This is a genomic window from Thermodesulfobium narugense DSM 14796 (genome assembly GCF_000212395.1).
GTDB classification, from domain to species: Bacteria; Thermodesulfobiota; Thermodesulfobiia; order Thermodesulfobiales; family Thermodesulfobiaceae; genus Thermodesulfobium; species Thermodesulfobium narugense.
On sequence record NC_015499.1, the window covers coordinates 494,641 to 516,031 of the forward strand.

The 21,391-nt window shown below is 37.4% G+C and carries 32 protein-coding genes and 1 riboswitch; all 32 genes read left to right on the top strand.

The features are described from left to right. Positions 1-1,188: a transketolase C-terminal domain-containing protein gene (locus tag THENA_RS02495; RefSeq protein ID WP_013755862.1), complete on the top strand. Its 1,188-nt coding sequence runs from the start codon at positions 1-3 to the stop codon at positions 1,186-1,188. A gap of 15 nt (positions 1,189-1,203) precedes the next feature. Continuing rightward, complete coding sequence (locus THENA_RS02500; protein WP_013755863.1) at positions 1,204-2,187, top strand: thiamine pyrophosphate-dependent enzyme; 984 nt, start codon at positions 1,204-1,206, stop codon at positions 2,185-2,187. 192 nt (positions 2,188-2,379) lie between these two features. Continuing rightward, positions 2,380-2,483, top strand: a riboswitch (TPP riboswitch). Between the two features lie 48 nt (positions 2,484-2,531). Continuing rightward, entirely contained in the window at positions 2,532-3,539 is a 1,008-nt protein-coding gene (gene thiE / locus THENA_RS02505) for a thiamine phosphate synthase (RefSeq protein ID WP_013755864.1), read from the top strand. Further along, positions 3,540-4,838, top strand: coding sequence for a phosphomethylpyrimidine synthase ThiC (gene thiC / locus THENA_RS02510; RefSeq protein ID WP_013755865.1), 1,299 nt, complete (start codon positions 3,540-3,542; stop codon positions 4,836-4,838). Beyond that, positions 4,832-5,815 (top strand): thiamine-phosphate kinase, encoded by a 984-nt coding sequence (gene thiL / locus THENA_RS02515; protein ID WP_013755866.1) that lies wholly within the window; start codon positions 4,832-4,834, stop codon positions 5,813-5,815. Before thiC ends, thiL begins: the two co-directional genes overlap by 7 nt. Positions 5,816-5,968: 153 nt before the next feature. Continuing rightward, the gene (gene rpsL, locus THENA_RS02520) at positions 5,969-6,343 is read left to right on the top strand and encodes a 30S ribosomal protein S12 (protein WP_013755867.1); all 375 of its coding nucleotides are present in this window, start codon (positions 5,969-5,971) and stop codon (positions 6,341-6,343) included. 22 nt (positions 6,344-6,365) lie between these two features. Next, positions 6,366-6,836, top strand: coding sequence for a 30S ribosomal protein S7 (gene rpsG, locus THENA_RS02525; protein WP_013755868.1), 471 nt, complete (start codon positions 6,366-6,368; stop codon positions 6,834-6,836). A 29-nt stretch (positions 6,837-6,865) separates the two neighbouring features. Next, positions 6,866-8,944: an elongation factor G gene (gene fusA / locus THENA_RS02530; RefSeq protein WP_013755869.1), complete on the top strand. Its 2,079-nt coding sequence runs from the start codon at positions 6,866-6,868 to the stop codon at positions 8,942-8,944. 78 nt (positions 8,945-9,022) lie between these two features. Continuing rightward, complete coding sequence (gene tuf / locus THENA_RS02535) at positions 9,023-10,240, top strand: elongation factor Tu (RefSeq protein WP_013755870.1); 1,218 nt, start codon at positions 9,023-9,025, stop codon at positions 10,238-10,240. Positions 10,241-10,249: 9 nt separating this feature from the next. Continuing rightward, positions 10,250-10,558 (top strand): 30S ribosomal protein S10, encoded by a 309-nt coding sequence (gene rpsJ, locus THENA_RS02540; RefSeq protein WP_108310286.1) that lies wholly within the window; start codon positions 10,250-10,252, stop codon positions 10,556-10,558. A 19-nt stretch (positions 10,559-10,577) separates the two neighbouring features. Beyond that, positions 10,578-11,204 (top strand): 50S ribosomal protein L3, encoded by a 627-nt coding sequence (gene rplC, locus THENA_RS02545; RefSeq protein WP_013755872.1) that lies wholly within the window; start codon positions 10,578-10,580, stop codon positions 11,202-11,204. Beyond that, complete coding sequence (gene rplD / locus THENA_RS02550) at positions 11,201-11,812, top strand: 50S ribosomal protein L4 (RefSeq protein ID WP_013755873.1); 612 nt, start codon at positions 11,201-11,203, stop codon at positions 11,810-11,812. Before rplC ends, rplD begins: the two co-directional genes overlap by 4 nt. Positions 11,813-11,818: 6 nt before the next feature. Then, on the top strand, positions 11,819-12,112 hold the full coding sequence (gene rplW / locus THENA_RS02555) for a 50S ribosomal protein L23 (protein WP_013755874.1): 294 nt from the start codon (positions 11,819-11,821) through the stop codon (positions 12,110-12,112). Positions 12,113-12,126: 14 nt separating this feature from the next. Further along, complete coding sequence (gene rplB, locus THENA_RS02560; RefSeq protein ID WP_013755875.1) at positions 12,127-12,957, top strand: 50S ribosomal protein L2; 831 nt, start codon at positions 12,127-12,129, stop codon at positions 12,955-12,957. Between the two features lie 25 nt (positions 12,958-12,982). Further along, positions 12,983-13,261 carry a 30S ribosomal protein S19 gene (gene rpsS, locus THENA_RS02565; protein ID WP_013755876.1) on the top strand — a complete coding sequence of 93 codons (279 nt, stop codon included), beginning with the start codon at positions 12,983-12,985 and terminating at the stop codon, positions 13,259-13,261. A 22-nt stretch (positions 13,262-13,283) separates the two neighbouring features. Then, positions 13,284-13,643, top strand: a complete 360-nt coding sequence (rplV, locus tag THENA_RS02570) for a 50S ribosomal protein L22 (RefSeq protein ID WP_013755877.1) — start codon at positions 13,284-13,286, stop codon at positions 13,641-13,643. Further along, positions 13,644-14,381 carry a 30S ribosomal protein S3 gene (gene rpsC / locus THENA_RS02575; protein ID WP_013755878.1) on the top strand — a complete coding sequence of 246 codons (738 nt, stop codon included), beginning with the start codon at positions 13,644-13,646 and terminating at the stop codon, positions 14,379-14,381. After that, on the top strand, positions 14,368-14,796 hold the full coding sequence (rplP, locus tag THENA_RS02580) for a 50S ribosomal protein L16 (protein WP_013755879.1): 429 nt from the start codon (positions 14,368-14,370) through the stop codon (positions 14,794-14,796). The genes rpsC and rplP overlap by 14 nt, the downstream gene beginning before the upstream one ends. Next, positions 14,793-15,008, top strand: coding sequence for a 50S ribosomal protein L29 (rpmC, locus tag THENA_RS02585; protein WP_013755880.1), 216 nt, complete (start codon positions 14,793-14,795; stop codon positions 15,006-15,008). Before rplP ends, rpmC begins: the two co-directional genes overlap by 4 nt. Continuing rightward, complete coding sequence (rpsQ, locus tag THENA_RS02590) at positions 15,008-15,283, top strand: 30S ribosomal protein S17 (protein ID WP_013755881.1); 276 nt, start codon at positions 15,008-15,010, stop codon at positions 15,281-15,283. Before rpmC ends, rpsQ begins: the two co-directional genes overlap by 1 nt. Continuing rightward, positions 15,258-15,626 (top strand): 50S ribosomal protein L14, encoded by a 369-nt coding sequence (gene rplN, locus THENA_RS02595; RefSeq protein ID WP_013755882.1) that lies wholly within the window; start codon positions 15,258-15,260, stop codon positions 15,624-15,626. Before rpsQ ends, rplN begins: the two co-directional genes overlap by 26 nt. 26 nt (positions 15,627-15,652) lie before the next feature. Continuing rightward, positions 15,653-15,961 carry a 50S ribosomal protein L24 gene (rplX, locus tag THENA_RS02600; RefSeq protein WP_052296094.1) on the top strand — a complete coding sequence of 103 codons (309 nt, stop codon included), beginning with the start codon at positions 15,653-15,655 and terminating at the stop codon, positions 15,959-15,961. A gap of 9 nt (positions 15,962-15,970) precedes the next feature. Continuing rightward, positions 15,971-16,516, top strand: coding sequence for a 50S ribosomal protein L5 (gene rplE, locus THENA_RS02605; protein ID WP_013755884.1), 546 nt, complete (start codon positions 15,971-15,973; stop codon positions 16,514-16,516). Between the two features lie 52 nt (positions 16,517-16,568). Further along, positions 16,569-16,754: a type Z 30S ribosomal protein S14 gene (locus THENA_RS02610; protein WP_013755885.1), complete on the top strand. Its 186-nt coding sequence runs from the start codon at positions 16,569-16,571 to the stop codon at positions 16,752-16,754. A gap of 11 nt (positions 16,755-16,765) precedes the next feature. Then, a complete protein-coding gene (rpsH, locus tag THENA_RS02615) occupies positions 16,766-17,158 on the top strand; it encodes a 30S ribosomal protein S8 (protein WP_013755886.1) in 393 nt (130 codons plus the stop codon). Between the two features lie 65 nt (positions 17,159-17,223). Continuing rightward, positions 17,224-17,766, top strand: coding sequence for a 50S ribosomal protein L6 (rplF, locus tag THENA_RS02620; protein ID WP_013755887.1), 543 nt, complete (start codon positions 17,224-17,226; stop codon positions 17,764-17,766). 12 nt (positions 17,767-17,778) lie between these two features. Next, positions 17,779-18,144 (top strand): 50S ribosomal protein L18, encoded by a 366-nt coding sequence (gene rplR, locus THENA_RS02625; RefSeq protein WP_013755888.1) that lies wholly within the window; start codon positions 17,779-17,781, stop codon positions 18,142-18,144. 13 nt (positions 18,145-18,157) lie between these two features. Then, a complete protein-coding gene (gene rpsE / locus THENA_RS02630) occupies positions 18,158-18,661 on the top strand; it encodes a 30S ribosomal protein S5 (protein WP_013755889.1) in 504 nt (167 codons plus the stop codon). Beyond that, entirely contained in the window at positions 18,657-19,103 is a 447-nt protein-coding gene (gene rplO, locus THENA_RS02635) for a 50S ribosomal protein L15 (protein ID WP_041438277.1), read from the top strand. Before rpsE ends, rplO begins: the two co-directional genes overlap by 5 nt. Further along, the gene (gene secY, locus THENA_RS02640; protein ID WP_013755891.1) at positions 19,100-20,374 is read left to right on the top strand and encodes a preprotein translocase subunit SecY; all 1,275 of its coding nucleotides are present in this window, start codon (positions 19,100-19,102) and stop codon (positions 20,372-20,374) included. The genes rplO and secY overlap by 4 nt, the downstream gene beginning before the upstream one ends. Then, complete coding sequence (gene map, locus THENA_RS02645; RefSeq protein WP_013755892.1) at positions 20,355-21,167, top strand: type I methionyl aminopeptidase; 813 nt, start codon at positions 20,355-20,357, stop codon at positions 21,165-21,167. Before secY ends, map begins: the two co-directional genes overlap by 20 nt. Further along, on the top strand, positions 21,160-21,378 hold the full coding sequence (infA, locus tag THENA_RS02650; protein ID WP_041438279.1) for a translation initiation factor IF-1: 219 nt from the start codon (positions 21,160-21,162) through the stop codon (positions 21,376-21,378). The genes map and infA overlap by 8 nt, the downstream gene beginning before the upstream one ends. Positions 21,379-21,391 lie beyond the last annotated feature (13 nt).

Genomic DNA, 21,391 nt, shown 5'->3' on the forward strand with positions numbered 1-21,391 from the left:
ATGGCGAGAAAAAGTGTTGGTTTAACTGGAGATTATGCAGTAGCAGAAGCAATGAGACAAATTGATCCAGATGTAGTTGCAGTCTATCCTATTACGCCTCAGACTTTGATAGTTGAAAAGTTTGGAGAATTTGTGGCTGACGGTATTGTTCATACTGAATTTGTTCCTGTAGAATCAGAACATTCAGCACTTTCAGCATGTTGTGGAGCGTCGGCTGCTGGAGCTAGAACAATGACTTGTACATCTTCACAGGGTCTTGCTCTTATGCATGAAATTTTATATATAGCAGCAGGAAATAGACATCCAATCGTAATGGTAGATGTCAATAGAGCACTTTCTGCTCCTATTAACATTCACGGCGATCACAGCGATACTATGGGTTCAAGAGATGCTGGCTGGATTCATCTTTATTGTTTCAACGGCCAAGAGGCATACGATTCAACTATTATAGCAACAAGAATTGCTGAAAATCCAAATGTTTACCTGCCAGTTATTGTAGGTCTTGATGCTTTTAACATTTCTCATAACACTGAAAGGATAGAACTTTTAGATGATCAAGAGGTAAAAGACTTTGTTGGAGAGTTTAATCCACCTTATTCGCTTTTGGATTTGAAATATCCAGTAAGTGTGGGTGCTTACTTTTTGCCAGATTACTATATGGAGGCAAGAAGAAAACTTCAGGAGGTTATCCAAAATTCAAAAAAGGTAATTGTAGAAATTCATGAAGAGTATAACAAGAAGTTTGGAAGAAATGTTCCTGCTATTATGGAAACTTATAAGATGGAAGATGCCGAGTATGCTATATTGGCTATGTCATCAATAACGGGCGTTGCAATGCTTGCAGCTGATGAACTGAGATCTAAGGGGATTAAAGCAGGTGTTATAAGACTTAGACTCTTTAGACCATTTCCCGCTGATGAATTATATGAGGCTATTTCTAATTTGAAAGGTTTAGCTGTTGTAGAAAGGGCAGATGCCTATGGAGCAGCATGTGCACCTATTTTTTCAGAATTGTCTGGTGCTTGTGCAAATAAAAAGAAGATGCCTCTAATGGCCAACTATGTAATTGGTTTGGGCGGAAGAGACGTAAAAATCAAAGATATGAAAAGTATTTTTGAGGATATAGTGGCTAAAGTTAATAAAGGAGAGGTAAAAGATTTGAGACAGTATATAGGCGTGAAAGGATAAAGGAGGGATAATTATATGGCCTTAAAGTTAACTGAATTACCAAGCAAAGAGTTGCCAATAACTTCAGGACATAGAGTTTGTGCTGGTTGTCCTGAACCCATGATAATAAAACAAGCTATATTAGCGTCAAATGAACCAGTTGTCGTTGGTGAGGCTACAGGTTGCTTTGAAGTTTCATCTTGTATTTTCCCATATACGTCTTGGAACGTAAACTGGTATCATAATGCTTTTGAAAACGCTGCTGCTATTACCTCAGGTATGGAAGCAGCTTATAAAGCGCTTTCTAAAAGAGGTAAGGTTACGGAACCAATCAACTTTATAGCCTTTGGTGGCGATGGTGGAACATATGATATAGGCTTTCAGGCGCTTTCTGGTGCTATGGAAAGAGGACACAGAATGCTTTATATTTGCATGGACAACCAAGCATACATGAACACAGGAATTCAAAGGTCAGGCGCTACTCCATTGGGAGCTTGGACAACAACCTGTCATGTAGGAAAGGTAAGACCTGGTAACGTGCGTGCAAGCTTAAGGAAAGATATAGTAGCTATAATGGCTGCTCATGATATTGCGTATGCTGCTCAGGCTTCTTTGTCGCACTGGAATGATTTTATGAGAAAAGTACAAAAGGCTCTTTCTTATGATGGACCAAGTTTTATTACAGTACTTGCGCCTTGCCCAAGGGGTTGGAGATTTCCTGCCTCAGAGACAGTAAACATTGCAAAACTTGCAGTAGAAACAGGCTTTTGGCCACTTTATGAAGTAGACAATGGTCAATGGAATGTTACCTTTAAGCCAAGAGAACTTAAGCCCTTGGAAGAATTTTTGAAGACTCAGGGAAGATATGCTCATTTGTTTAAATCAGAAGAAGGGAAACAAGTTATTGAACACATTAAAGAACTTGTACAATACAAACTTAATTATATTAATCATATGGCAGAAGCTACAAAGGGTTGTGAGATGAACATTTTTGGTCGCTGTGCATTGCCGGAAGTATAACTTATTTTAATTTACTAAAAGTTTTAAAGTTAAAGGGAACTGAGAGAATCAGTTCCCTTTTTTATATATATATTTCTATATGTTCGAATATAAAACTTTTATGAGTTTGTCTAGAGTTTGTAATTTGTATTTTTCTTATAATTTGTTTAAAATATATTTTAGTTATAAAAAAATGAGTTTTGTTTAACTGAATAAATTTTCCCGGGGAGCTCGAAAGGGCTGAGAAAGGCTATATGCCTGACCCGCTGAACCTGAATCGGGTAATACCGACGAAGGGAGAGAAATTAATAACTCCCAAGGTCGGGAGTTTTTTATTTTATTAAATATTTAGAGAGGTAAGGAAAATGTTTTTTAAAACTGAGATTGATAGGGTTATAGATGCTAATCGCAATAGGTGTATTGAAGGTTTAAGGGTTGTTGAAGATTATTTAAGATTTATAAGAAATGACTCAATTAATGCTTCTGCAATTAGAGATATCAGACACGAAATATCAAAAATTTTGGATTTTGACATAGTTGGTGCAAGAGATGTAAATTCTGATATAGGAAAAAATAATTTACATAACTCCTATACTCGAATAGATCAAGTTTTAAGAGCCAATTTATCAAGGACTAAGGAAAGCCTGAGGGTTTTAGAAGAGTTTACAAGATATATTGATACTTCAATTAGCGATCGCATAATGAATATAAGATTTAGGTTTTATGAAGTAGAAAAGAGGCTATTATCTAATAAAGATCTTGAAAAAATCTATATATTAGCAGATGTAGGTCTAGTAGAAAGTGAATCGGACCTTTTTGACGGTTTAAAAATTCTCTTAGATAATAATGTGAGAATAGTTCAACTAAGAGCAAAAAAATTTTCTACCAAAAAGCTCTACGAACTAGGACTTAAGATAATTGAGTTTTTTCCGCATCTAAAGCTGATAATTAACGATAAAGTTGAAGTAGCACTTGCATTAAAGTCTTACGGCGTTCATGTTGGAGAGGACGAATTGCCATTTGATGTTGTGAGAGATTTAATGAGAAATAATGTAGTGGGAGCTACAGTTCATAACGTTGAAGATCTTAGACTATCTCAGATAGCTGGAGTAGACTATATTGGTGTTGGCGCTATATATCCTTCTACTACTAAACCAGATTGTCAATTAAACGGTATAGAATTCTTAAAAAAAATAAGAGCTTTAACTACGACTTTCATATATGCTATTGGCGGTATAAACTCAAAAAATGCTAAAGAAGTTTTTAATGCTGGTGCTGATGGAATTTGTGTGGGAAGCGGTTTTTGGCATGCTAAGGATAGAATTGAAGAGATAAAAAGATTAATTCACATTTCGAGTGAGGAGGAAAATTAGATGACCCAGAGGGAGTTTGCTATAAAAGGTATTGCTACTGATGCTATAAAATGCGTGTCAGAGTATGAAGGCTTAAGCGTTGAATATATTATGGAACAACTTATTTTAGGAACAGTTTGTATTCCTGCAAACATAAATCACAAGTCTATGTCTTATAGAGGAATTGGAAAAGGTTTAAAAACAAAAATAAATGCTAATATAGGAACTTCAAGTGATTATCCAAATATAGATGAAGAACTTGCAAAACTAGAAGTTGCTATTAAAAGTGGTGCAGATGCGGTAATGGATCTTTCAACTGGTGGCGATCTGACAAAAATTAGAGAAAGACTTTTGGCAAAGTGCAGAGTGCCATTTGGTACTGTGCCTATATATGAAGTTGCTGTTAATGCTCTTGAGAAATATGGTGCAATTGTAAAGATGAAAGTTGATGACATTTTTGAAGTTATAGAAAAACAAGGCGAGCAAGGAGTCGATTTTATAACAGTTCACGTCGGCGTTACCAGGTCTTCTATTGAGAGGTTAAAAAAACAAAAAAGGATAGCAGATATAGTAAGTAGAGGCGGGTCATTTTTAACCGCTTGGATTTTACACAATGACAGAGAAAATCCTCTTTATGAAAATTATGATAGATTATTGGAAATTGCAAAGAAATATGACATGACGCTTTCTTTGGGAGATGGAATGAGACCGGGAGCCCTTGCAGACGCAACCGACAGGTGTCAGATTGAAGAATTGATAACTTTGGGAGAGCTAACAAAAACAGCTCTTGACAATGGGGTTCAAGTAATGGTAGAAGGACCTGGTCATGTTCCAATTGACCAAATAGAAACCAATATAAAGATCCAGAAGTCCCTGTGCCAGGGAGCTCCATTTTATGTACTAGGGCCTTTAGTAACTGACGTTGCTCCAGGTTACGATCACATAACTTCAGCAATTGGTGGGGCAATTGCAGGTATGTATGGAGCTGACTTTTTGTGTTATGTAACTCCTGCAGAACACCTTGGTTTGCCAACCTTAGAAGACGTAAAGGAAGGAGTGATTGCATCAAAAATAGCTGCGCACGCAGCTGACATTGCGAAAGGGGTCAAAGGGTCTCTTGACTGGGATATAAAAATGGCTAAGGCAAGGAAAGCTCTTGATTGGAAACAGCAAATTGAACTTTCTGTAGATCCAGAAAAGTCTTCTAAGATTTATAACAGCAGAAAATCATCTGAGGAACAGGGTTGTAGTATGTGTGGCAAGTATTGTGCAATGAAGATTGTCTCTGAATATTTAGATGTAGAAGTTAACAAATGCTAAAGATAAAAGAGCTTGGAGAATTTGGCTTTATAGATAGTATAAAGCTAGGAAAAACAGTAGACGATCTCAAAGTAGGCATTGGAGATGATGCTGCAATAATTTCTCCCCATGAGGAATTCGACATAGCTGTTACCACAGATATTTTGGTAGAAGGCTCTCACTTTTTTGCTGATACTGATCCTTTTGCTATTGGATACAGATCTATGTGTGCAAATTTATCTGATATTGCAGCAATGGGAGCTATACCGAAATTTTATTTTGTATCTCTTGGCATAAACCCCGAAAGAGATTTTGGTTATGTGAAAGATATATATAGAGGTTTGAACTATCTTGCTGAACAATTTGATACTAATCTAGCTGGTGGAGATACAATTAAATCTGATAAAACAATTATATCTATTACATTGATAGGTTATGTTGAGAAATCTGTTGCAATAAAGAGAGAGGGAAAGATAGAAGATAGGGACCTTATTGTTTCTGTAGGACCCCTTGGTTATTCTGGAGCAGGATTGGAGGTAATTAAAAATAAGCTTGACGGCTTTGATGAACAGGCAAAAGTTTTTCTTTACCCTTATCCTCAGGTTGTTGCAGGACGTATTTTAGCACACTCAAAATTAGTTCGCGTAATGATGGATAATTCTGACGGTCTAGCTAGTTGTATTGAAAATTTGGTTATTAAGAACGGCTTTGGAGCTATTCTTTTTGAAGAAGAGCTTTTTGACGAAAAACTAAAGGCTATTGCAGAAATTACAAATAGAGATTATCTTGATTTTGTGTTTAATGGGGGGGAAGATTTTGGACTTGTAGCAGTTGTAAGAAGAGATGGCTTTTTAGATTTGTCTACTTTTTTAGAAAAATCGCTGATTAATAATAATGTAAAGATAATAGGAGAAATAACTCAGGAAAGGAAGATAGTTCTTAGGAGATTGGATAATAGTTTTCTTGAAATAAAAAAAACAGGCTATGTTCAATTTTAAAAATTAAAAGTAGAATTAAAAGATTAAGATAAAATTATCTTTTACAAATGATTAAGTATTTGACAGATATTTTATTTATTGGTATGATAGCATTTTGTCTATAATTTAAAAATTTTTTATTAGGAGGTGAACCTCTAAAAGAGGGACTATAGTATGCCCACAATTAATCAATTAGTTCGATATGAACGAGAAAAACTAGTTAAAAAATCAAAATCACCAGCTTTGCAATCTTGTCCTCAAAGAAGAGGGGTTTGTACAAGGGTTTACACTACCACGCCAAAAAAACCTAACTCTGCACTAAGAAAGGTCGCACGTGTAAAACTTACTAATGGTTACGAAGTAACGGCTTACATACCTGGTATTGGACATAATTTACAAGAACATTCCGTTGTTTTGGTAAGGGGAGGTCGTGTAAAAGATCTTCCTGGTGTTCGTTACCATATTGTAAGAGGGGCTTTAGATGCAGCCGGTGTTCAAAATAGAGCTCAGGGCCGTTCAAAATATGGCTCTAAAAAACCTAAGAAATAAGCTAAAAAGGAGATAAAAAGTTATGCCTAGACGTGGAGGAGTAAAAGTTAGGCAAGTTATGCCCGATCCTGTTACCGGTAGTACAGTTGTAACTAAAATTATTAATAAAATAATGTGGGATGGGAAAAAGAGCAAAGCGGAAAGTATAATGTATGGAGCACTTGATATAGTAGAAAAAACTATTGGAGAACCTGGAGTACAGGTTTTAGAAAAAGCAATACAAAATATTACCCCGATCTTAGAGGTACGACCAAGGCGTGTTGGCGGTGCTGTATATCAAATACCTATTGAAGTAGAACCGAGAAGAGGTTTGGCTCTTGCAATTAGATGGATTGTGGATGCTGCAAGAGCAAGAACAGGTAAGTCTATGAAGGAAAATCTTGCTCAAGAGATTATAGACGGATATAGAGGTACCGGTACAGGTATTAAAAAGAGAGAAGATATGCATAAGATGGCAGAAGCAAACAGGGCTTTTGCACATTATAGGTGGTAATAAATTAACAAATTAAGGATGGAGTGTTTATGAAACGAGGTTTTTCTATTGAACAATTAAGAAATATTGGTATTGCAGCGCATATAGATGCGGGCAAAACTACTACAACTGAAAGGATTCTGTTTTATTCTGGCAGAATCCACAAGGTTGGTGAAGTTCATGAAGGTACTGCAACTATGGACTGGATGCCCCAGGAGAGAGAAAGAGGAATAACGATAACTTCGGCAGTAACTACTGTGGAATGGAAGGGTTGTAGAATTAATATTATTGACACTCCAGGCCACGTGGACTTTACCATCGAAGTAGAACGTTCACTAAGAGTATTAGACGGAGTCGTAGTTGTACTGTCTGCTGTTGAGGGCGTTCAACCCCAATCTGAAACTGTATGGAGACAAGCTACTAGATATGAAGTCCCAAGAATCGTATTTGTAAACAAGATGGATAGGGTAGGAGCGGATTTTTTCAGAGTGGTAGCTGACATGAGAGAAAAGCTTAGGGCTCCAGTGGTTCCTATTCAAGTTCCGATGGGAGCAGAGGATAATTTCTTAGGAGTAATAGATATAATTGAAAGAAAGGCATATATGTGGATTGGAGATAAAAGTGGAAGAGATTATGAAGTTTCCGATGTGCCTGATGAATACAAAAAAATAGTAGAAGATTGTAGAGAAAAACTTGTTGAACACGTTGTGGAAAACGACGAGGCTCTTCTGGACAAATATATGAACGGTGAAGAGATTTCCCTTGAGGAGATTAAAACTGGTATCAGAAAATCTACAATTGAAAATAAGCTTATACCAGTTTTATGTGGAACTGCGTTTAAGAATAAAGGCATTCAGCAGCTTATGGATGCTGTAGTTGACTACTTGCCATCTCCAAGTGATATACCTCCTGTCAAGGGAATCAATCCAAAAACTGAAGAAACCGAAATAAGACTTCCATCGGAAGATGAGCCAATAGCAGCTCTTGCTTTCAAGATTGTGTCGGATCCGTATGTTGGCAGGTTAACATATATAAGGGTATACTCTGGCGAAATAAAAGCAGGTTCTTACATTTACAATGTTAACAAAAGGTCTAAAGAAAGGGTCGCAAGGCTTCTTCAGATGCACGCGAACCATCGAGAAGAGATACCTGCAGTTTATGCTGGAGACCTTTGTGCGGTAGTGGGTCTTAGGGATACTGTTACCGGTGATACACTTGCCCAAGAAGATAAGCCAATAATTTTGGAATCAATTCATGTACCAGAACCTGTTATATCGGTAGCTATAGAGCCCAAGACTAAAGCAGATCAAGAAAAGCTTTCCGTAGCTCTCCAAAAGTTATCCGAAGAAGATCCTACCTTTAGGGTGAGCATTGATCATGAGACGGGTCAAACTATTATTCAGGGAATGGGAGAATTACACCTTGAAATAATTATCGATAGGCTCTTAAGAGAATTCAAAGTAGAAGCAAAGATTGGAAAACCGCAAGTTTCTTATAGGGAAACTATTAGGCAGCCCGTCAAAGCTGAAGGAAAATTTATACGTCAGTCTGGCGGTAGAGGTCAATATGGGCATGTTTGGATAGAACTAACTCCTACTGAGCAGGGTTCTGAATTTGTATGTGAGAACAAGATTGTTGGCGGAGCGATTCCAAAGGAATACATTCCTGCGGTAGAGGCTGGAATAAGAGAAGCTATGCAATCTGGAGTCTTGGCGGGATATCCTGTTGTAGATTTCAAGGTTACAATTTTTGATGGTTCATATCACGATGTAGACTCTTCTGAAATGGCATTCAAGATTGCTGGTTCAATGGCATTTAAAGAAGCTATGTCAAAAGCAAAACCAGTTTTGCTTGAGCCAATTATGAGCATTGAAATTGTAGTTCCAGATGATTATCTTGGTGAAGTTCTTGGAGATATTAATTCTCGAAGAGGTAGGATTGACGGTATGACTACTAGAAATGGCGTACATATTATCAACGCACTTGTACCTCTTTCTGAAATGTTTGGCTATGCAACTGATTTGAGATCCAAGACCCAGGGTAGAGGAACATATACTATGGAATTCGATCACTACGAAGAGGTTCCCAAGAACGTAGCCGAAGCAATTATTGCATCAAAAAAGGGATAGTTTTTAAGTTTTTTAATGTGTGGAGTTTCAAATTACTTAAATAAAAATTAATAAAAAAAGTTTTTGGAGGGTAAAGAAATGGCAAAAGCGAAATTTGACCGAACAAAGACACACCTTAACGTTGGTACCATTGGTCATATTGATCATGGAAAAACTACTTTGACTGCAGCTCTTACAATGACTCTTGCTGCTGCAGGAAAGGCTCAGGCAAAGAGATATGAGGATATTGACTCTGCTCCTGAGGAAAAGGCAAGAGGCATTACGATTAACATTGCTCACGTTGAGTATGAAACAGAAAAGAGACACTATGCACACGTAGACTGCCCAGGACACGTGGACTACATCAAGAACATGATTACTGGTGCAGCCCAGATGGACGGAGCAGTTCTTGTAGTAGCAGCAAACGATGGGCCAATGCCTCAGACAAGAGAACATATTCTTCTTGCAAGACAGGTAGGAGTGCCATCTATTATAGTCTTTATGAACAAGATTGATATGGTAGATGACCCTGAACTCCTTGATCTAGTAGAGATGGAAACAAGAGACCTTCTCTCTTCTTATGAATTTCCTGGAGACGAAATACCTATAATAAGAGGTTCTGCACTAAAAGCTATTGAAGCCCTTCAAGCAAACAGCTCTCTTCAAAGAGGACAAAATGAATGGGTAGACAAGATATGGGAGCTTGCAGATGCTCTAGACTCCTACATCCCAGACCCACAAAGAGACATAGATAAGCCATTCATCATGGCAATTGAAGACGTCTTCACAATCACAGGTAGAGGAACAGTAGTAACAGGCCGTATTGAAAGAGGCCGCATAAAGCCAGGAGATGAAGTAGAGATAGTAGGATTTTCCATGCAACCAAAAAAGACAGTCTGTACATCTGTAGAGATGTTTAGAAAGATATTAGACGAAGGCATAGCAGGAGACAATGTAGGGTGTCTTCTAAGAGGTATTGACAAGGACGAGGTAGAAAGGGGACAAGTCCTTGCAAAGCCAGGTTCAATCAAGCCCTTCACAAAGTTTAACGCAGAGGTATACGTCCTTAAAAAGGAAGAAGGCGGACGTCATACCCCATTCTTCAACGGATATCGTCCACAGTTCTACTTCAGAACCACAGACGTAACAGGTACAATAAAACTTCCAGAAGGCGTAGAGATGGTAATGCCTGGAGACAACATAAACATGCTTGTAGAGCTTATATCTCCAGTAGCAATTGAAGAAGGACTTCGTTTTGCAATACGTGAAGGCGGCAGAACTGTAGGTGCTGGCGTTGTCACTAAGACACTCGAATAGTTGGTGATGATAATGCGTCAAAAAATTAGAGTTAAGATAAAGTCATACGATCACAGAACGTTGGACCAGTCGGTAAAAAGGATTGTTGATACTGTTCAAAGAACAGGAGCTGTAGTGCATGGTCCAATTCCGCTTCCTACAAGGCGCGAGCTGTTTTGTGTGATTAGATCTCCTCATATAGACAAGGATTCACAAGAACACTTCGAAATTTTAACTCACAAAAGACTAATCGATATAGTTGATCCTACACCTAGGACTATGGACGCTTTAAGAGACCTAGATCTACCCGCAGGAGTTGATATAGAGGTTAAGGTGTAAGAGAGGAGGAAAACTCGCAATGGGTAAGATGTTTATGGGTTTAGTTGGAAAGAAAATAGGCATGACGAGTTATATTACACCATCAGGCGTAATACCGGTGACAGTTGTGCAGGCTATAAAGGGAACCGTTGCTGACAAAAGAACGATTGAAAAGGATGGATATGAGGCAATTAGAGTAGCTTTTCAAGAGTGCTCTGAAAGAAAAATAAATAAACCTGAGCTTGGACTTTTTAAAAAAGCTTCTATAAAACCTCATAAAAAGATTGTAGAATTCCAGAACAGCAATTTGAATGTTGGAGATACCTTAGATATATCTATGTTTTCAGTTGGTGACAGCATTAACGTTACAGGAATTACAAGAGGTTTCGGTACTGCTGGTACTATCAAAAGGTGGAAGTTCCAAAGAGGGCCAATGAGCCACGGTTCGAAGAACATTAGGAAAATCGGTTCAACAGGAGTAGGGACAGGAATGAGCAAGATAATAAAAGGAAAGAAAATGCCAGGTCATATGGGCAATGTTAAAAGAACTGTTAAGAACATATCAGTAGTTGATCTTATGCCTGAAGACTATCTGGTAATTCTTAAAGGCTCTATTCCTGGACACAAAAACTCCTTTGTTATTCTGTACAAAGGAGGAAATGCATGATTTCTGTATATGATTTAGAGGGAAATAAAGTTAAAGAAATTGAATCCAATTTAACTGGTATTAAAGACAATTCGCACGTTGTTTATATGCAGGTTGTAAGAGAATTGGCAGGAATGAGATCTGGCAGCGCTTGCACCAAGACGCGCGGAGAGGTAAGAGGCGGAGGGAAAAAACCTTATGCACAAAAACATACCGGTAGAGCCAGACATGGATCAATTCGATCTCCGATATGGAGAAAGGGCGGAATTACATTTGGGCCAAAACCCAGAAAATATAGTTTTTCCCTGCCTAAAAAAGTTATAAAGCTTTCCAGAAACATTGCACTTAAAAATCTTATTGATCAAGATAGATTTATTGTAGTGGAGAATCTTTCAAATATTGAACCAAAAGCGAAGTTTGCTTCTAATTTTGTAAAAAAACTTCCTGGAGAAAATTGTAAAAGTTTAATAGTTATAGACGATTACTTCGAAAACGTTATGCGCGCTTTTGCAAACCTCCCTAATTTTAAAATAGTTGACGTCAATAATTTAAAGGTAGCCGACATTCTTTGGTCTCAAAGAGTAATTTTGACTCCCGAGGCTTTAGAGTGCCTAGAGACCTGGAGGTGATAAGAGATGTTTGACCCATATCGCTATGTAATTAAGCCTGTTGTTACCGAAAAGAGCACGGATTTGGCTGGAAAATACAATCAATATACTTTTATTGTTAGTAAAGATGCTAATAAAACGTCTATTAAGATGTCTATAGAAGAAATTTTCAAGGTTAAGGTAAAGGATCTTAAAATAATTAACGTCAAGGGTAAACCTAAAAGAATGGGAAGAAATGTCGGTTTAACCTCTTCTTTTAAGAAAGCCATAATAACTTTGATGCCGGGAAATAAGATTGAGATCTTTGAAGGCGTTCAATAGGGAGGTTAAGGAATATGCCTGTTAAGAGTTATAAACCATATACAGCAAGCAGAAGATTCATGACTGTTTCTTCTTTTGATGACCTATCAAAAGATAGACCAGAGAAATCGCTTATAAAGGGTTTGACCAAAACCGGAGGGAGAAATAATTTTGGAAGAATTACATCAAGGTTCCGTGGTGGCGGTCATAAACGTTTGTATAGGCAGATCGATTTTAAAAGAGATAAAGATGGAATAGAGGCAAAGGTAGTTTCTATAGAATACGATCCGAACAGAAGTGCAAGGATTGCTCTTCTGAGTTATAAAGATGGTGAAAAGAGATATATTATATCTCCTGAGGGTCTAAAAGTAGGACAAACTGTGCTTTCTGGTCCTGAAGCAGATATAACAGTAGGATCTTGTCTTCCGCTGAAATATATCCCACTTGGTACTATTGTTCATAATGTGGAAATTTATCCCGGGAAAGGCGCTCAGCTAGTTCGTTCTGCAGGAGCAGGTGCACAAATTATGTCTAAAGAAGGTAATCTAGTTAGCTTAAGGATGCCTTCGGGTGAAGTAAGATTTGTCAATAGCAATTGTAAAGCTACTATTGGACAAGTTGGTAATTTGGATCATGAAAACGTTTCTATTGGCAAAGCAGGAAGAAAAAGATGGTTAGGAAGAAGACCTCATAATAGAGGATCGGCAATGAACCCAGTAGATCACCCACATGGTGGTGGAGAAGGCAAGGCTCCTATTGGGCATCCAGGTCCATTAACTCCATGGGGCAAGCCAACTTTGGGCCATAAGACAAGAAAAAGACATAAACCATCAGACAAATATATCCTTCGCAGGAGAAATAAATAATGTTTTATATAAGGAGAGGATAGTTATGGGACGTTCAAGTAAAAAAGGTCCTTATGTCCACCCAAAGCTTTTGAAGAAAGTGGATGAGATGAACAGAACAGGAGAAAAAAAGGTTATAAAAGTGTGGTCAAGAGCTTCTGTTATTATTCCAGAAATGGTTGGTCATACTTTTGCAGTTCATAATGGAAAGAAACACGTTCCGATTTATCTGACTGAGGCTATGGTTGGTCATCGTTTGGGAGAATTTGTCCCAACAAGAACTTTTAAAGGTCATCCTGGTCATAGTGCAGCAGAACGTTCTTGATATTTAGGTATAGGAGGAAATTATGGAAGTTCGAGCTGTATCAAAATATGTTCGAATATCACCAAAGAAGGTACAAGAAATTATTCATCTGCTTCCTGGCAAGCAAGTTGACGTTGCTTTGAATAGTTTGAGTGTTATGCCTCATAAAGCTGCACGTATTCTTTATAAGGTTACAAAATCCGCTGTAGCAAATGCAGAGAATAATTTCAATCTGGATAGGAAAGATTTAATAGTTTCTAAAGCTTTTGCTGATAAAGGGCCAAGCATGAAAAGATTTACCCCAAGAGCATATGGGCGTGCTTTTCCAATATTGAAAAGAACCTCACATATTACTGTAGTAGTAGCTACTGCTGAATCTAAACAAAAAGGAGGCAAACAATAAGTGGGTCAAAAGGTACATCCAAATGGGTTAAGAGTTGGAATAACAAAGGATCATATTACACATTGGTTTGCCCCAAAATCTAATTTTGGTCCTGATCTTGTACAAGATTTTAAAATAAGACAATTTATAAAAAAAGAGCTTAGCTCTGCCTTTGTTTCTAAAGTATTGATTGAGAGAAGAGGCTCTAAGGGTCAAGAAAAAATAAAGGTAATAGTAAGAACAGCAAGACCAGGTATGGTAATTGGTCGTGGAGGACAGGGCAGAGAAATATTGAGAAAAAAGCTTGTTGACGAATTCAAGTCTAACATAGAAGTAGACGTGGAGGATATTCCAGTACCAGATCTTGATGCACAGCTAATTGCTGAGAATGTAGCTTCACAAATAGAAAAGCGTGTAACTTTTCGAAGGGCAATGAAACAGGCTATTTTTAGAGCAAGGCGTTCTGGTGCCAAAGGAATAAAGATAATGGTAGGCGGTAGATTAGGCGGAGCTGAAGTGGCAAGAAGTGAGTGGCTTAGAGAAGGAAGAGTGCCCCTTCAGACGCTAAGGGCTGATATAGATTACGGTTTTGCTGAGGCGCACACCATATATGGCATAATTGGAGTTAAGGTATGGCTTTATGTTAACGATTTTGCTGAACACGCAAAATTTGCCTCGCCTATAATACCTGTTCCTGCAAGTGTAAAACATGAGAATTTGCCCTTAGAGGAAGGAGAAATTGGCCATGATGATGCCTAAAAGGACAAAATGGAGAAAACCTCATCTTTTTCACCCTAGAAGAGTGGCTAAAAGAGGCAAAACATTGTTGCACGGTGATTATGGTTTGGTTGCTTTAGAAGGTGGTTTTATCACTGCTAACCAAATTGAGGCAACTCGTAGGGTTTTAGCTAGAAGCTTTAAAAAAGTAGGTAAGGTTTGGATTAGAATATTTCCTCAGTTGGCAGTTACCTCTAAACCAGAAGAAGTCAGGATGGGCGGAGGAAAAGGTTCTCCTGAAACTTGGGTAGCTGTAGTAGATCCTGGTAAAGTTATGTTTGAAGTGGGTGGAGGAGTTGAACCATCTGTTGCTAAAGAAGCTCTTAAACAAGCTCAATATAAATTATCTATAAGGACTAAGATTATAGAGGCAGATAAAGGTGGTGACAACTCATGAGCTATAAAGAATCTGAAGAAATTAAAGAACTCTCTTCTATGGATGTTGAGACTTTGGAGAAAAAACTTTTAGAGGCAAGACGTGAGTTGTTTAACTTTAGATTTCAACAAGCAACCAGACAATTGACTAGCACTTCTAAAATAAAAGACGTAAAAAGAAGAATTGCAAGAATTTTAACCCTCTTGGCCGAAAAGAAAAGAGGTGTCAGATAATGAAAAAACGTTTAAAAGGTGAAGTAATTTCAGATAAAATGGACAAAACTGTAATAGTAAAAGTAATCGAAAATGAGAAACACCCACTTTATAAGAAAACCATTAAAGTATTTGCTAAATTCAAAGCACACGATGAGACTAATGCTTGCAAAGTTGGAGATACAGTTGTAATAGAGGAATGTAGGCCAATTAGTAAGGAAAAACATTGGCGTGTCGTTGAAATTGTTTCGAGCAAGGAGGAAAATAACGATGCTTTGCGTTCAATCGAGACTTAATGTAGCTGATAATACAGGTGCCAAGAAGGTTATGATTATAAGAATAATGGGAAAGAGTTTGGGAAAATATGCTGGAGTAGGAGATGTAGTAGTTGGTGTGGTAAAAGTTGCTCAACCTCATGGTATGGTTAAAAAGTCTGATATTGTTAAGGCTGTTATTGTGAGGACTCATAAAGAGATTAAAAGACCTGATGGTTCTGTAATAAGATTTGATGATAATGCTGCTGTGATAATAGATAACCAAGGAAATCCCCGAGGCACTAGAGTGTTTGGTCCTGTAGCAAGAGAGCTAAGAGACAAAAACTTTATGAAAATTATATCTTTGGCTCCGGAGGTTTTATGAAAAACAAATTGGTGGAAAAGAGTAAATTGAGCGTAATAAAGGGCGATAACGTTTTAATAATATCTGGCAAAGATAAAGGCAAACAAGGTAAAATTATCAAATCTATACCAGATAAAAAGATGGTAGTTGTAGAGGGAGCAAATATTGTAACAAGGCACACAAAACCCAGTGCAAAAGGGCGTGGTGGTATCCAAAAAATTCCTGCTCCCCTTTTTGTTTCCAAGGTTATGTTGATTTGTCCTAAATGTAAGAAACCAACAAGGGTCAAACATAAAATTGATTCTGAAGGCAATAAGCATCGTTACTGCTCGCATTGTAATGAAGTGTTTGATTAGGAGGTTTTTATGAAAGCAAGGTTGAAAGAATTATATGATACGAAAGTAGTACCCTATTTAAAGGATAAATTTTCATATAAGAATGTTATGGAAGTGCCAAAGCCTGTGAAGGTAGTTATTAATATTGGTTTAGGTGAAGCTGTTCAAAACGCTAAAGCAGTAGATGCTGCCACAGAAGATCTTAAAGTGATTAGTGGTCAAAAACCTATAATTAGAAGAGCAAAGAAATCTATTGCTGCCTTTAAAATTAGGCAGGGAATGCCTATTGGGTTAAAGGTGACTTTACGCGGGCAAAGAATGTACTACTTTCTTGATAAACTTTTTAACATTGCTCTTCCAAGGATAAGAGATTTCAAAGGGTTTTCTGATGATCACTTTGACGGAAGAGGGAATATAACAATAGGTTTAAGCGAACAGCTTGTTTTTCCTGAAATAGAATATGATAAGATTGATAAGGTTAGAGGAATGAACGTTACTATTGTAACAACTGCAAAAACTGATAAAGAAGCCAAAGAATTGCTGGGTGCACTTGGTTTTCCTTTTAGAAAAAGCTGATTTTAAAGGTTTTTTGGAATTAAAAGTTTACCTTAAAGAAGGAGTGAAATAGTTGGCACGAAAAGGTTTGCTAGAAACATGGAAAAAGCCACCAAAATATTCTTCGCGACAAAAGAATCGTTGCCTTTTGTGTGGGAGACCGCATGCATATTATCGTAAATTTGGTTTGTGTAGGATTTGTTTGAGAAAAATGGCTTATGAAGGTGTAATACCTGGTCTTAGGAAAGCGAGCTGGTAAAGGAGGTTTATATGCATACTGATCCAATATCCGATATGTTAATAAGGTTAAAAAATGCTAATAATGCAAAACAAGATGTTTTTACGCTTCCTGCTTCTAAGGAAAAAGAGTCAATATTGCAAATCCTAAAGCAGGAAAACTTTATTGAAGATTTCGAAAGAATTAAATCTAATCCACAAGATATTTTAAAAGTAAAACTTAAATATATCAACGGAAAAAGAGTTATCAGAGATGTAAAAAAAGTTAGCAAACCAGGACTTAGAATTTATGTAGGAAAAAACGATATTCCAAGAGTTTTAGGTGGCTTTGGATTAGCAATTCTCTCGACCCCTAAAGGCATAATGAGCGATCGTAGGGCCAGAAAAGAAGGAATTGGTGGAGAATTGCTGTGTATGGTCTGGTAAAAAATTGAATAATTTATGAGTTTAAAAGTTTTAGTTTCATTTATTTATAAGGTAGGTGATTAATTTTGTCTCGAATAGGGAAAAAACCTATAGCGATCCCAAAAGGAGTGAATGTTGAATTAGACACAAATTTAATAAAGATAAAGGGACCCTTAGGAGAACTAAGCCAGAATTTACCACCAGAAATAGATGTAAAGATCGTTGATAACAAGATTGAGGTAGAAAGGAAAAGCGATTCTAAAAGAGCAAGGGCATTTCATGGGCTTTTTAGAACTCTAATTGCAAATATGGTTACAGGCGTTTCTGAGGGATTTAAGAAGGGCTTAGAATTAGTAGGAACTGGTTATAGAGCACAATTACAGGGTAACAAGCTCGTAATGCAGTTGAGACACTCTCATCCGGTGGAGTTTGTCCCTCCTCAAGAGATTAAATTTGAGCTTGAAGGAAACAATAAGATCTGGGTGAAGGGCATTAGTAAGGAGCTTGTAGGTCAAATTGCTGCAAACGTACGTAAATCACTTCCTCCTGATTCTTATAAAGGCAAGGGTATCCGTTATATAGGTGAAGTCTTGCATCTCAAACCTGGAAAAGCTGGAACTAAGAAGTAGAGGAGGCTAATTGTGATAAAAGAGAAAACAAGATTAGAAGGCAGAAAAATAAGACAAAAGAGAACTAGAAAAAAGGTTTTCGGTACTAAGGATAGACCTAGATTGTCTATTTTTAGGAGTTTAAATCATATTTATGCACAGATTATTGATGATACAGAGGGTAAAACTCTTGCACATGCATCTTCATTGGACCCTGAGATCAGAAATTCTTTATCTGGCAGCAAGAAAGATAAATCAAAAGCGGTTGGTGCTCTTATTGCCAAAAGAGCTTTAGAGAAAGGAATAGATAAAGTAGTTTTTGATAGAGCAGGGTATAAATATCATGGCCGCGTTGCAATGCTTGCTGAAGCTGCAAGAGAAGCAGGATTAAAGTTCTAATGAGGAGGAAAATATGCTAAATAAATCTCAACACCCTTTGGAAGATGTTACTCTTCAAGAGCGTGTTATTGAAGTGAGAAGGGTAGCCAGAGTAGTTGCTGGTGGTAAAAGATTAAGATTTAGAGTAATTGTAATAGTAGGCAATGGTGAAGGAAAAGTTGGGGTTGGAGTCGGAAAGGCTCAAGAAGTACCTTCAGCAGTTAGAAAGGCTGTAGAAAAAGCAAAGAAAAACCTTATAGATGTCCCTATGAGAGGGGATACTATACCTGTTTTTGTTCAGTCTAAATTTGGTTCTTCCAGTGTAATATTAAGACCTGCTGTTCCTGGAACTGGAATTATTGCTGGTACAACTGTTCGTGCAATACTTGAATTAGCCGGGTATAAAGATGTTTTGACAAAGGTAATTGGCTCTACTAATGCTCTTAATACTGTCTTGGCTACTATAAAAGGTTTACAAGAAATCAATAACTCTATTCTCCTTTCAAAGATGAGGAAGGGAGTGATTAGTAATGATTAGTCTCTCAAACCTTAAACCGAGTGCTGGCGCTATAAAGGAGCCTAAAAGGCTAGGAAGAGGCAGGAGTTCTGGGCATGGTAGGACATGTGGAAGAGGGCAAGCCGGTCAAAATTCACGTTCTGGTGGCGGAGTAAGGCCTGGTTTTGAAGGTGGTCAAATTCCTATTTATAGAAGACTTCCAAAGTGGAAAGGGTTTAAGAACGTATTATTCAAGAAAATTTACGACGTTGTAAACGTTTCAAGGCTTGCTAAGTTAGAACCAGGTACAATTGTAACTCCAGAATTTTTAGAAGATAAAGGCTGGGTAAAAAAAGGTGCTTTGATAAAAATTTTAGGCAATGGCGAAATTTCTATTCCATTGACTGTGAAGGCTCATAAATTTAGTTCCTCTGCTAAAGAAAAAATTGAAAAATGTGGTGGAACCGTAGAGGTGTTATCGTGATAGACAGTTTAATGGGAGCAATGAACTTTGGGGATTTGCGAAACAAGGTAATTTTCACAATACTTATGATCGTTTTGTTTAGATTTGGTACCCATATTCCTGTTCCCGGAGTTAATCACGAAATGATTTCGAGAATTATTGAACAAACAGGTATATTGGGATTTCTTGATCTGTTTGCTGGTGGTGCACTTGCAAAGTTTTCAATCTTTGCTATGGGCATCACTCCATATATTAACGCTTCAATTATCATTCAGTTGTTGACTCCTATTGTACCGAGAATGCAAGCTATGCAGAAAGAGAGTGAATCTGGCAGAAAGGCCTTAGCTCAATATACAAGATATTTGACTGTTGTACTTGCTGCTCTTCAAGGTGTAGCTATGAGCTTCGTTCTCTCTTCTGCAATTCCTGTATTTACCTTTTTCAACATTGTGACCACTGTGATAGTTTTAACTGCTGGCTCTGTTTTCCTAATGTGGATGGGTGAATTGATAACAGAGAAAGGAATCGGAAATGGCGCATCGCTTTTAATTTTTATAGGCATTATTTCCAGATTGCCTATGTATTTTGGACAAACATTTTCTCTTCTTATGATAGGAGATATAAACATATTGCAAGTTATAGCTTTGTTTGCGATTTTTTGTCTGGCTATTGTTGCAATTGTATGGATCCAGTTGGCAGAAAGAAAGATTCCAATACACTATGCAAAAAAGGTCGTAGGCAGAAAAGTTTATGGTGGACAAACCTCTTATTTACCATTAAGGCTTAATACTGCTGGCGTTTTGCCTATTATATTTGCAGTATCAATTTTGATGCTTCCTAACACAATTTTTGGATTCTTAAGAGGTGTGCCATCTGTACAAAATCTTGCTATCTATCTTTCTGCTCTTTTTTCTCCTGAATCAGTTTTGTACAATATTATTGAATTTTTCCTAATTATATTTTTTGCTTTTTTCTACACTGCAATTATTTACAATCCTGTTGAACTGGCGAGCAACTTGAAGAAATATGGTGGTTTTATTCCGGGAATTAGACCTGGGAAGCCAACTTCTGAGTACTTTGACAGAGTTTTGACAAGAATTACAACTCTGGGAGGCTTGTTTTTGGGCTTTATTGCTTTAATTCCTGCACTATCAGAACTTTTGACAAAGGTTACAACATTTAGGGGCTTAGGAGCAACTGCTCTTCTTATTGTGGTAGGCGTGGCGCTTGACACAATAAGACAAATCCAGGCGCAGTTGATGGCAAAACAATATGAGCATCTTATTAAATAGAAATAGAAAGATTTCAATCAAATCAAATGAAGAAATAATGGCCTTGAAAAAGGCTGGCCGTGTGGTAGGGAAGCTTTTGTATGAAATTGCTGAAATAATTAAACCTGGCATTTCTACATACGAACTTGAGAAGTTTGCAGAAATGTTTTTTGAAAAGGAAAAGGCTATACCCGCTTTTAAAAATTATAAACCCAATTTTTCTGCAAAGCCTTTCCCTGCTATACTTTGTACTTCAATAAATGATGAGGTCGTACACGGTATCCCTTCCAAAAAAAGAATACTCCAAGAAGGGGATATTTTAAAAATTGATGTGGGTTCTATAGTGGATGGTTGGTGCGGAGATAGTGCCAGGACTTATCCTGTAGGAAATATTTCATCTGATGCCAAGCTTCTTGTAGAAGTTACAGAGAAATCTTTATATGCTGGAATTGATCAAGCTGTTGTTGGAGGTCATGTTTCGGATATTGGTGCAGCTGTCCAAAGATTTGTTGAAGCTTTTGGATTTTCTCCTGTTAGAGAGCTTTCAGGTCATGGGATTGGTAGGAACGTCCACGAAGAACCCTGTGTTCCAAATTTTGGTAACTATGGTCAAGGGCCAAAGCTGTTAGAAGGTATGACTATTTGTATTGAGCCAATGATTAATGCAGGGAGTTATGAGGTAACTTTGGCAAAGGACGGTTGGACAGTAACTACTAAGGACAAATCCCTTTCAGCTCATTTTGAGCATATGGTAGCTATAACAAAGGACGGACCTGTAATCCTCTCTTCATGGGGAGGTGATGAAACTGGCTAAAGAAGAGGCTATTGAAGTCGAGGGAGTGATACTAGAAGCATTGCCAAACGCAATGTTTAGAGTGGAACTTGAGACTGGCCATGTAATTTTGGCTTATGTTTCTGGTAAAATGAGAATGAATTTTATCAAGATAGTCCCTGGCGATCGCGTTAAAGTAGAGTTATCACCTTACGATCTTACGAGAGGTCGTATTATTTATAGAATGAAATAGAATTTTGCTATTA

Excerpts from the sequence above, each read along its gene's own strand:
- rplN (WP_013755882.1), top strand. The coding sequence starts at position 15,258 with ATGCTTTGCGTTCAATCGAGACTTAATGTAGCTGATAATACAGGTGCC.
- rplP (WP_013755879.1), top strand. The coding sequence starts at position 14,368 with ATGATGATGCCTAAAAGGACAAAATGGAGAAAACCTCATCTTTTTCAC.
- map (WP_013755892.1), top strand. The coding sequence starts at position 20,355 with ATGAGCATCTTATTAAATAGAAATAGAAAGATTTCAATCAAATCAAAT.
- rpsH (WP_013755886.1), top strand. The coding sequence starts at position 16,766 with ATGCATACTGATCCAATATCCGATATGTTAATAAGGTTAAAAAATGCT.
- rplD (WP_013755873.1), top strand. The coding sequence starts at position 11,201 with ATGATTTCTGTATATGATTTAGAGGGAAATAAAGTTAAAGAAATTGAA.
- rpsE (WP_013755889.1), top strand. The coding sequence starts at position 18,158 with ATGCTAAATAAATCTCAACACCCTTTGGAAGATGTTACTCTTCAAGAG.
- rpsS (WP_013755876.1), top strand. The coding sequence starts at position 12,983 with ATGGGACGTTCAAGTAAAAAAGGTCCTTATGTCCACCCAAAGCTTTTG.
- fusA (WP_013755869.1), top strand. The coding sequence starts at position 6,866 with ATGAAACGAGGTTTTTCTATTGAACAATTAAGAAATATTGGTATTGCA.
- rpsG (WP_013755868.1), top strand. The coding sequence starts at position 6,366 with ATGCCTAGACGTGGAGGAGTAAAAGTTAGGCAAGTTATGCCCGATCCT.
- rplB (WP_013755875.1), top strand. The coding sequence starts at position 12,127 with ATGCCTGTTAAGAGTTATAAACCATATACAGCAAGCAGAAGATTCATG.
- rpsL (WP_013755867.1), top strand. The coding sequence starts at position 5,969 with ATGCCCACAATTAATCAATTAGTTCGATATGAACGAGAAAAACTAGTT.
- tuf (WP_013755870.1), top strand. The coding sequence starts at position 9,023 with ATGGCAAAAGCGAAATTTGACCGAACAAAGACACACCTTAACGTTGGT.
- thiC (WP_013755865.1), top strand. The coding sequence starts at position 3,540 with ATGACCCAGAGGGAGTTTGCTATAAAAGGTATTGCTACTGATGCTATA.
- thiE (WP_013755864.1), top strand. The coding sequence starts at position 2,532 with ATGTTTTTTAAAACTGAGATTGATAGGGTTATAGATGCTAATCGCAAT.
- rpsQ (WP_013755881.1), top strand. The coding sequence starts at position 15,008 with ATGAAAAAACGTTTAAAAGGTGAAGTAATTTCAGATAAAATGGACAAA.
- rplC (WP_013755872.1), top strand. The coding sequence starts at position 10,578 with ATGGGTAAGATGTTTATGGGTTTAGTTGGAAAGAAAATAGGCATGACG.
- thiL (WP_013755866.1), top strand. The coding sequence starts at position 4,832 with ATGCTAAAGATAAAAGAGCTTGGAGAATTTGGCTTTATAGATAGTATA.
- THENA_RS02500 (WP_013755863.1), top strand. The coding sequence starts at position 1,204 with ATGGCCTTAAAGTTAACTGAATTACCAAGCAAAGAGTTGCCAATAACT.
- rplE (WP_013755884.1), top strand. The coding sequence starts at position 15,971 with ATGAAAGCAAGGTTGAAAGAATTATATGATACGAAAGTAGTACCCTAT.
- rplV (WP_013755877.1), top strand. The coding sequence starts at position 13,284 with ATGGAAGTTCGAGCTGTATCAAAATATGTTCGAATATCACCAAAGAAG.
- rplW (WP_013755874.1), top strand. The coding sequence starts at position 11,819 with ATGTTTGACCCATATCGCTATGTAATTAAGCCTGTTGTTACCGAAAAG.
- THENA_RS02495 (WP_013755862.1), top strand. The coding sequence starts at position 1 with ATGGCGAGAAAAAGTGTTGGTTTAACTGGAGATTATGCAGTAGCAGAA.
- rpmC (WP_013755880.1), top strand. The coding sequence starts at position 14,793 with ATGAGCTATAAAGAATCTGAAGAAATTAAAGAACTCTCTTCTATGGAT.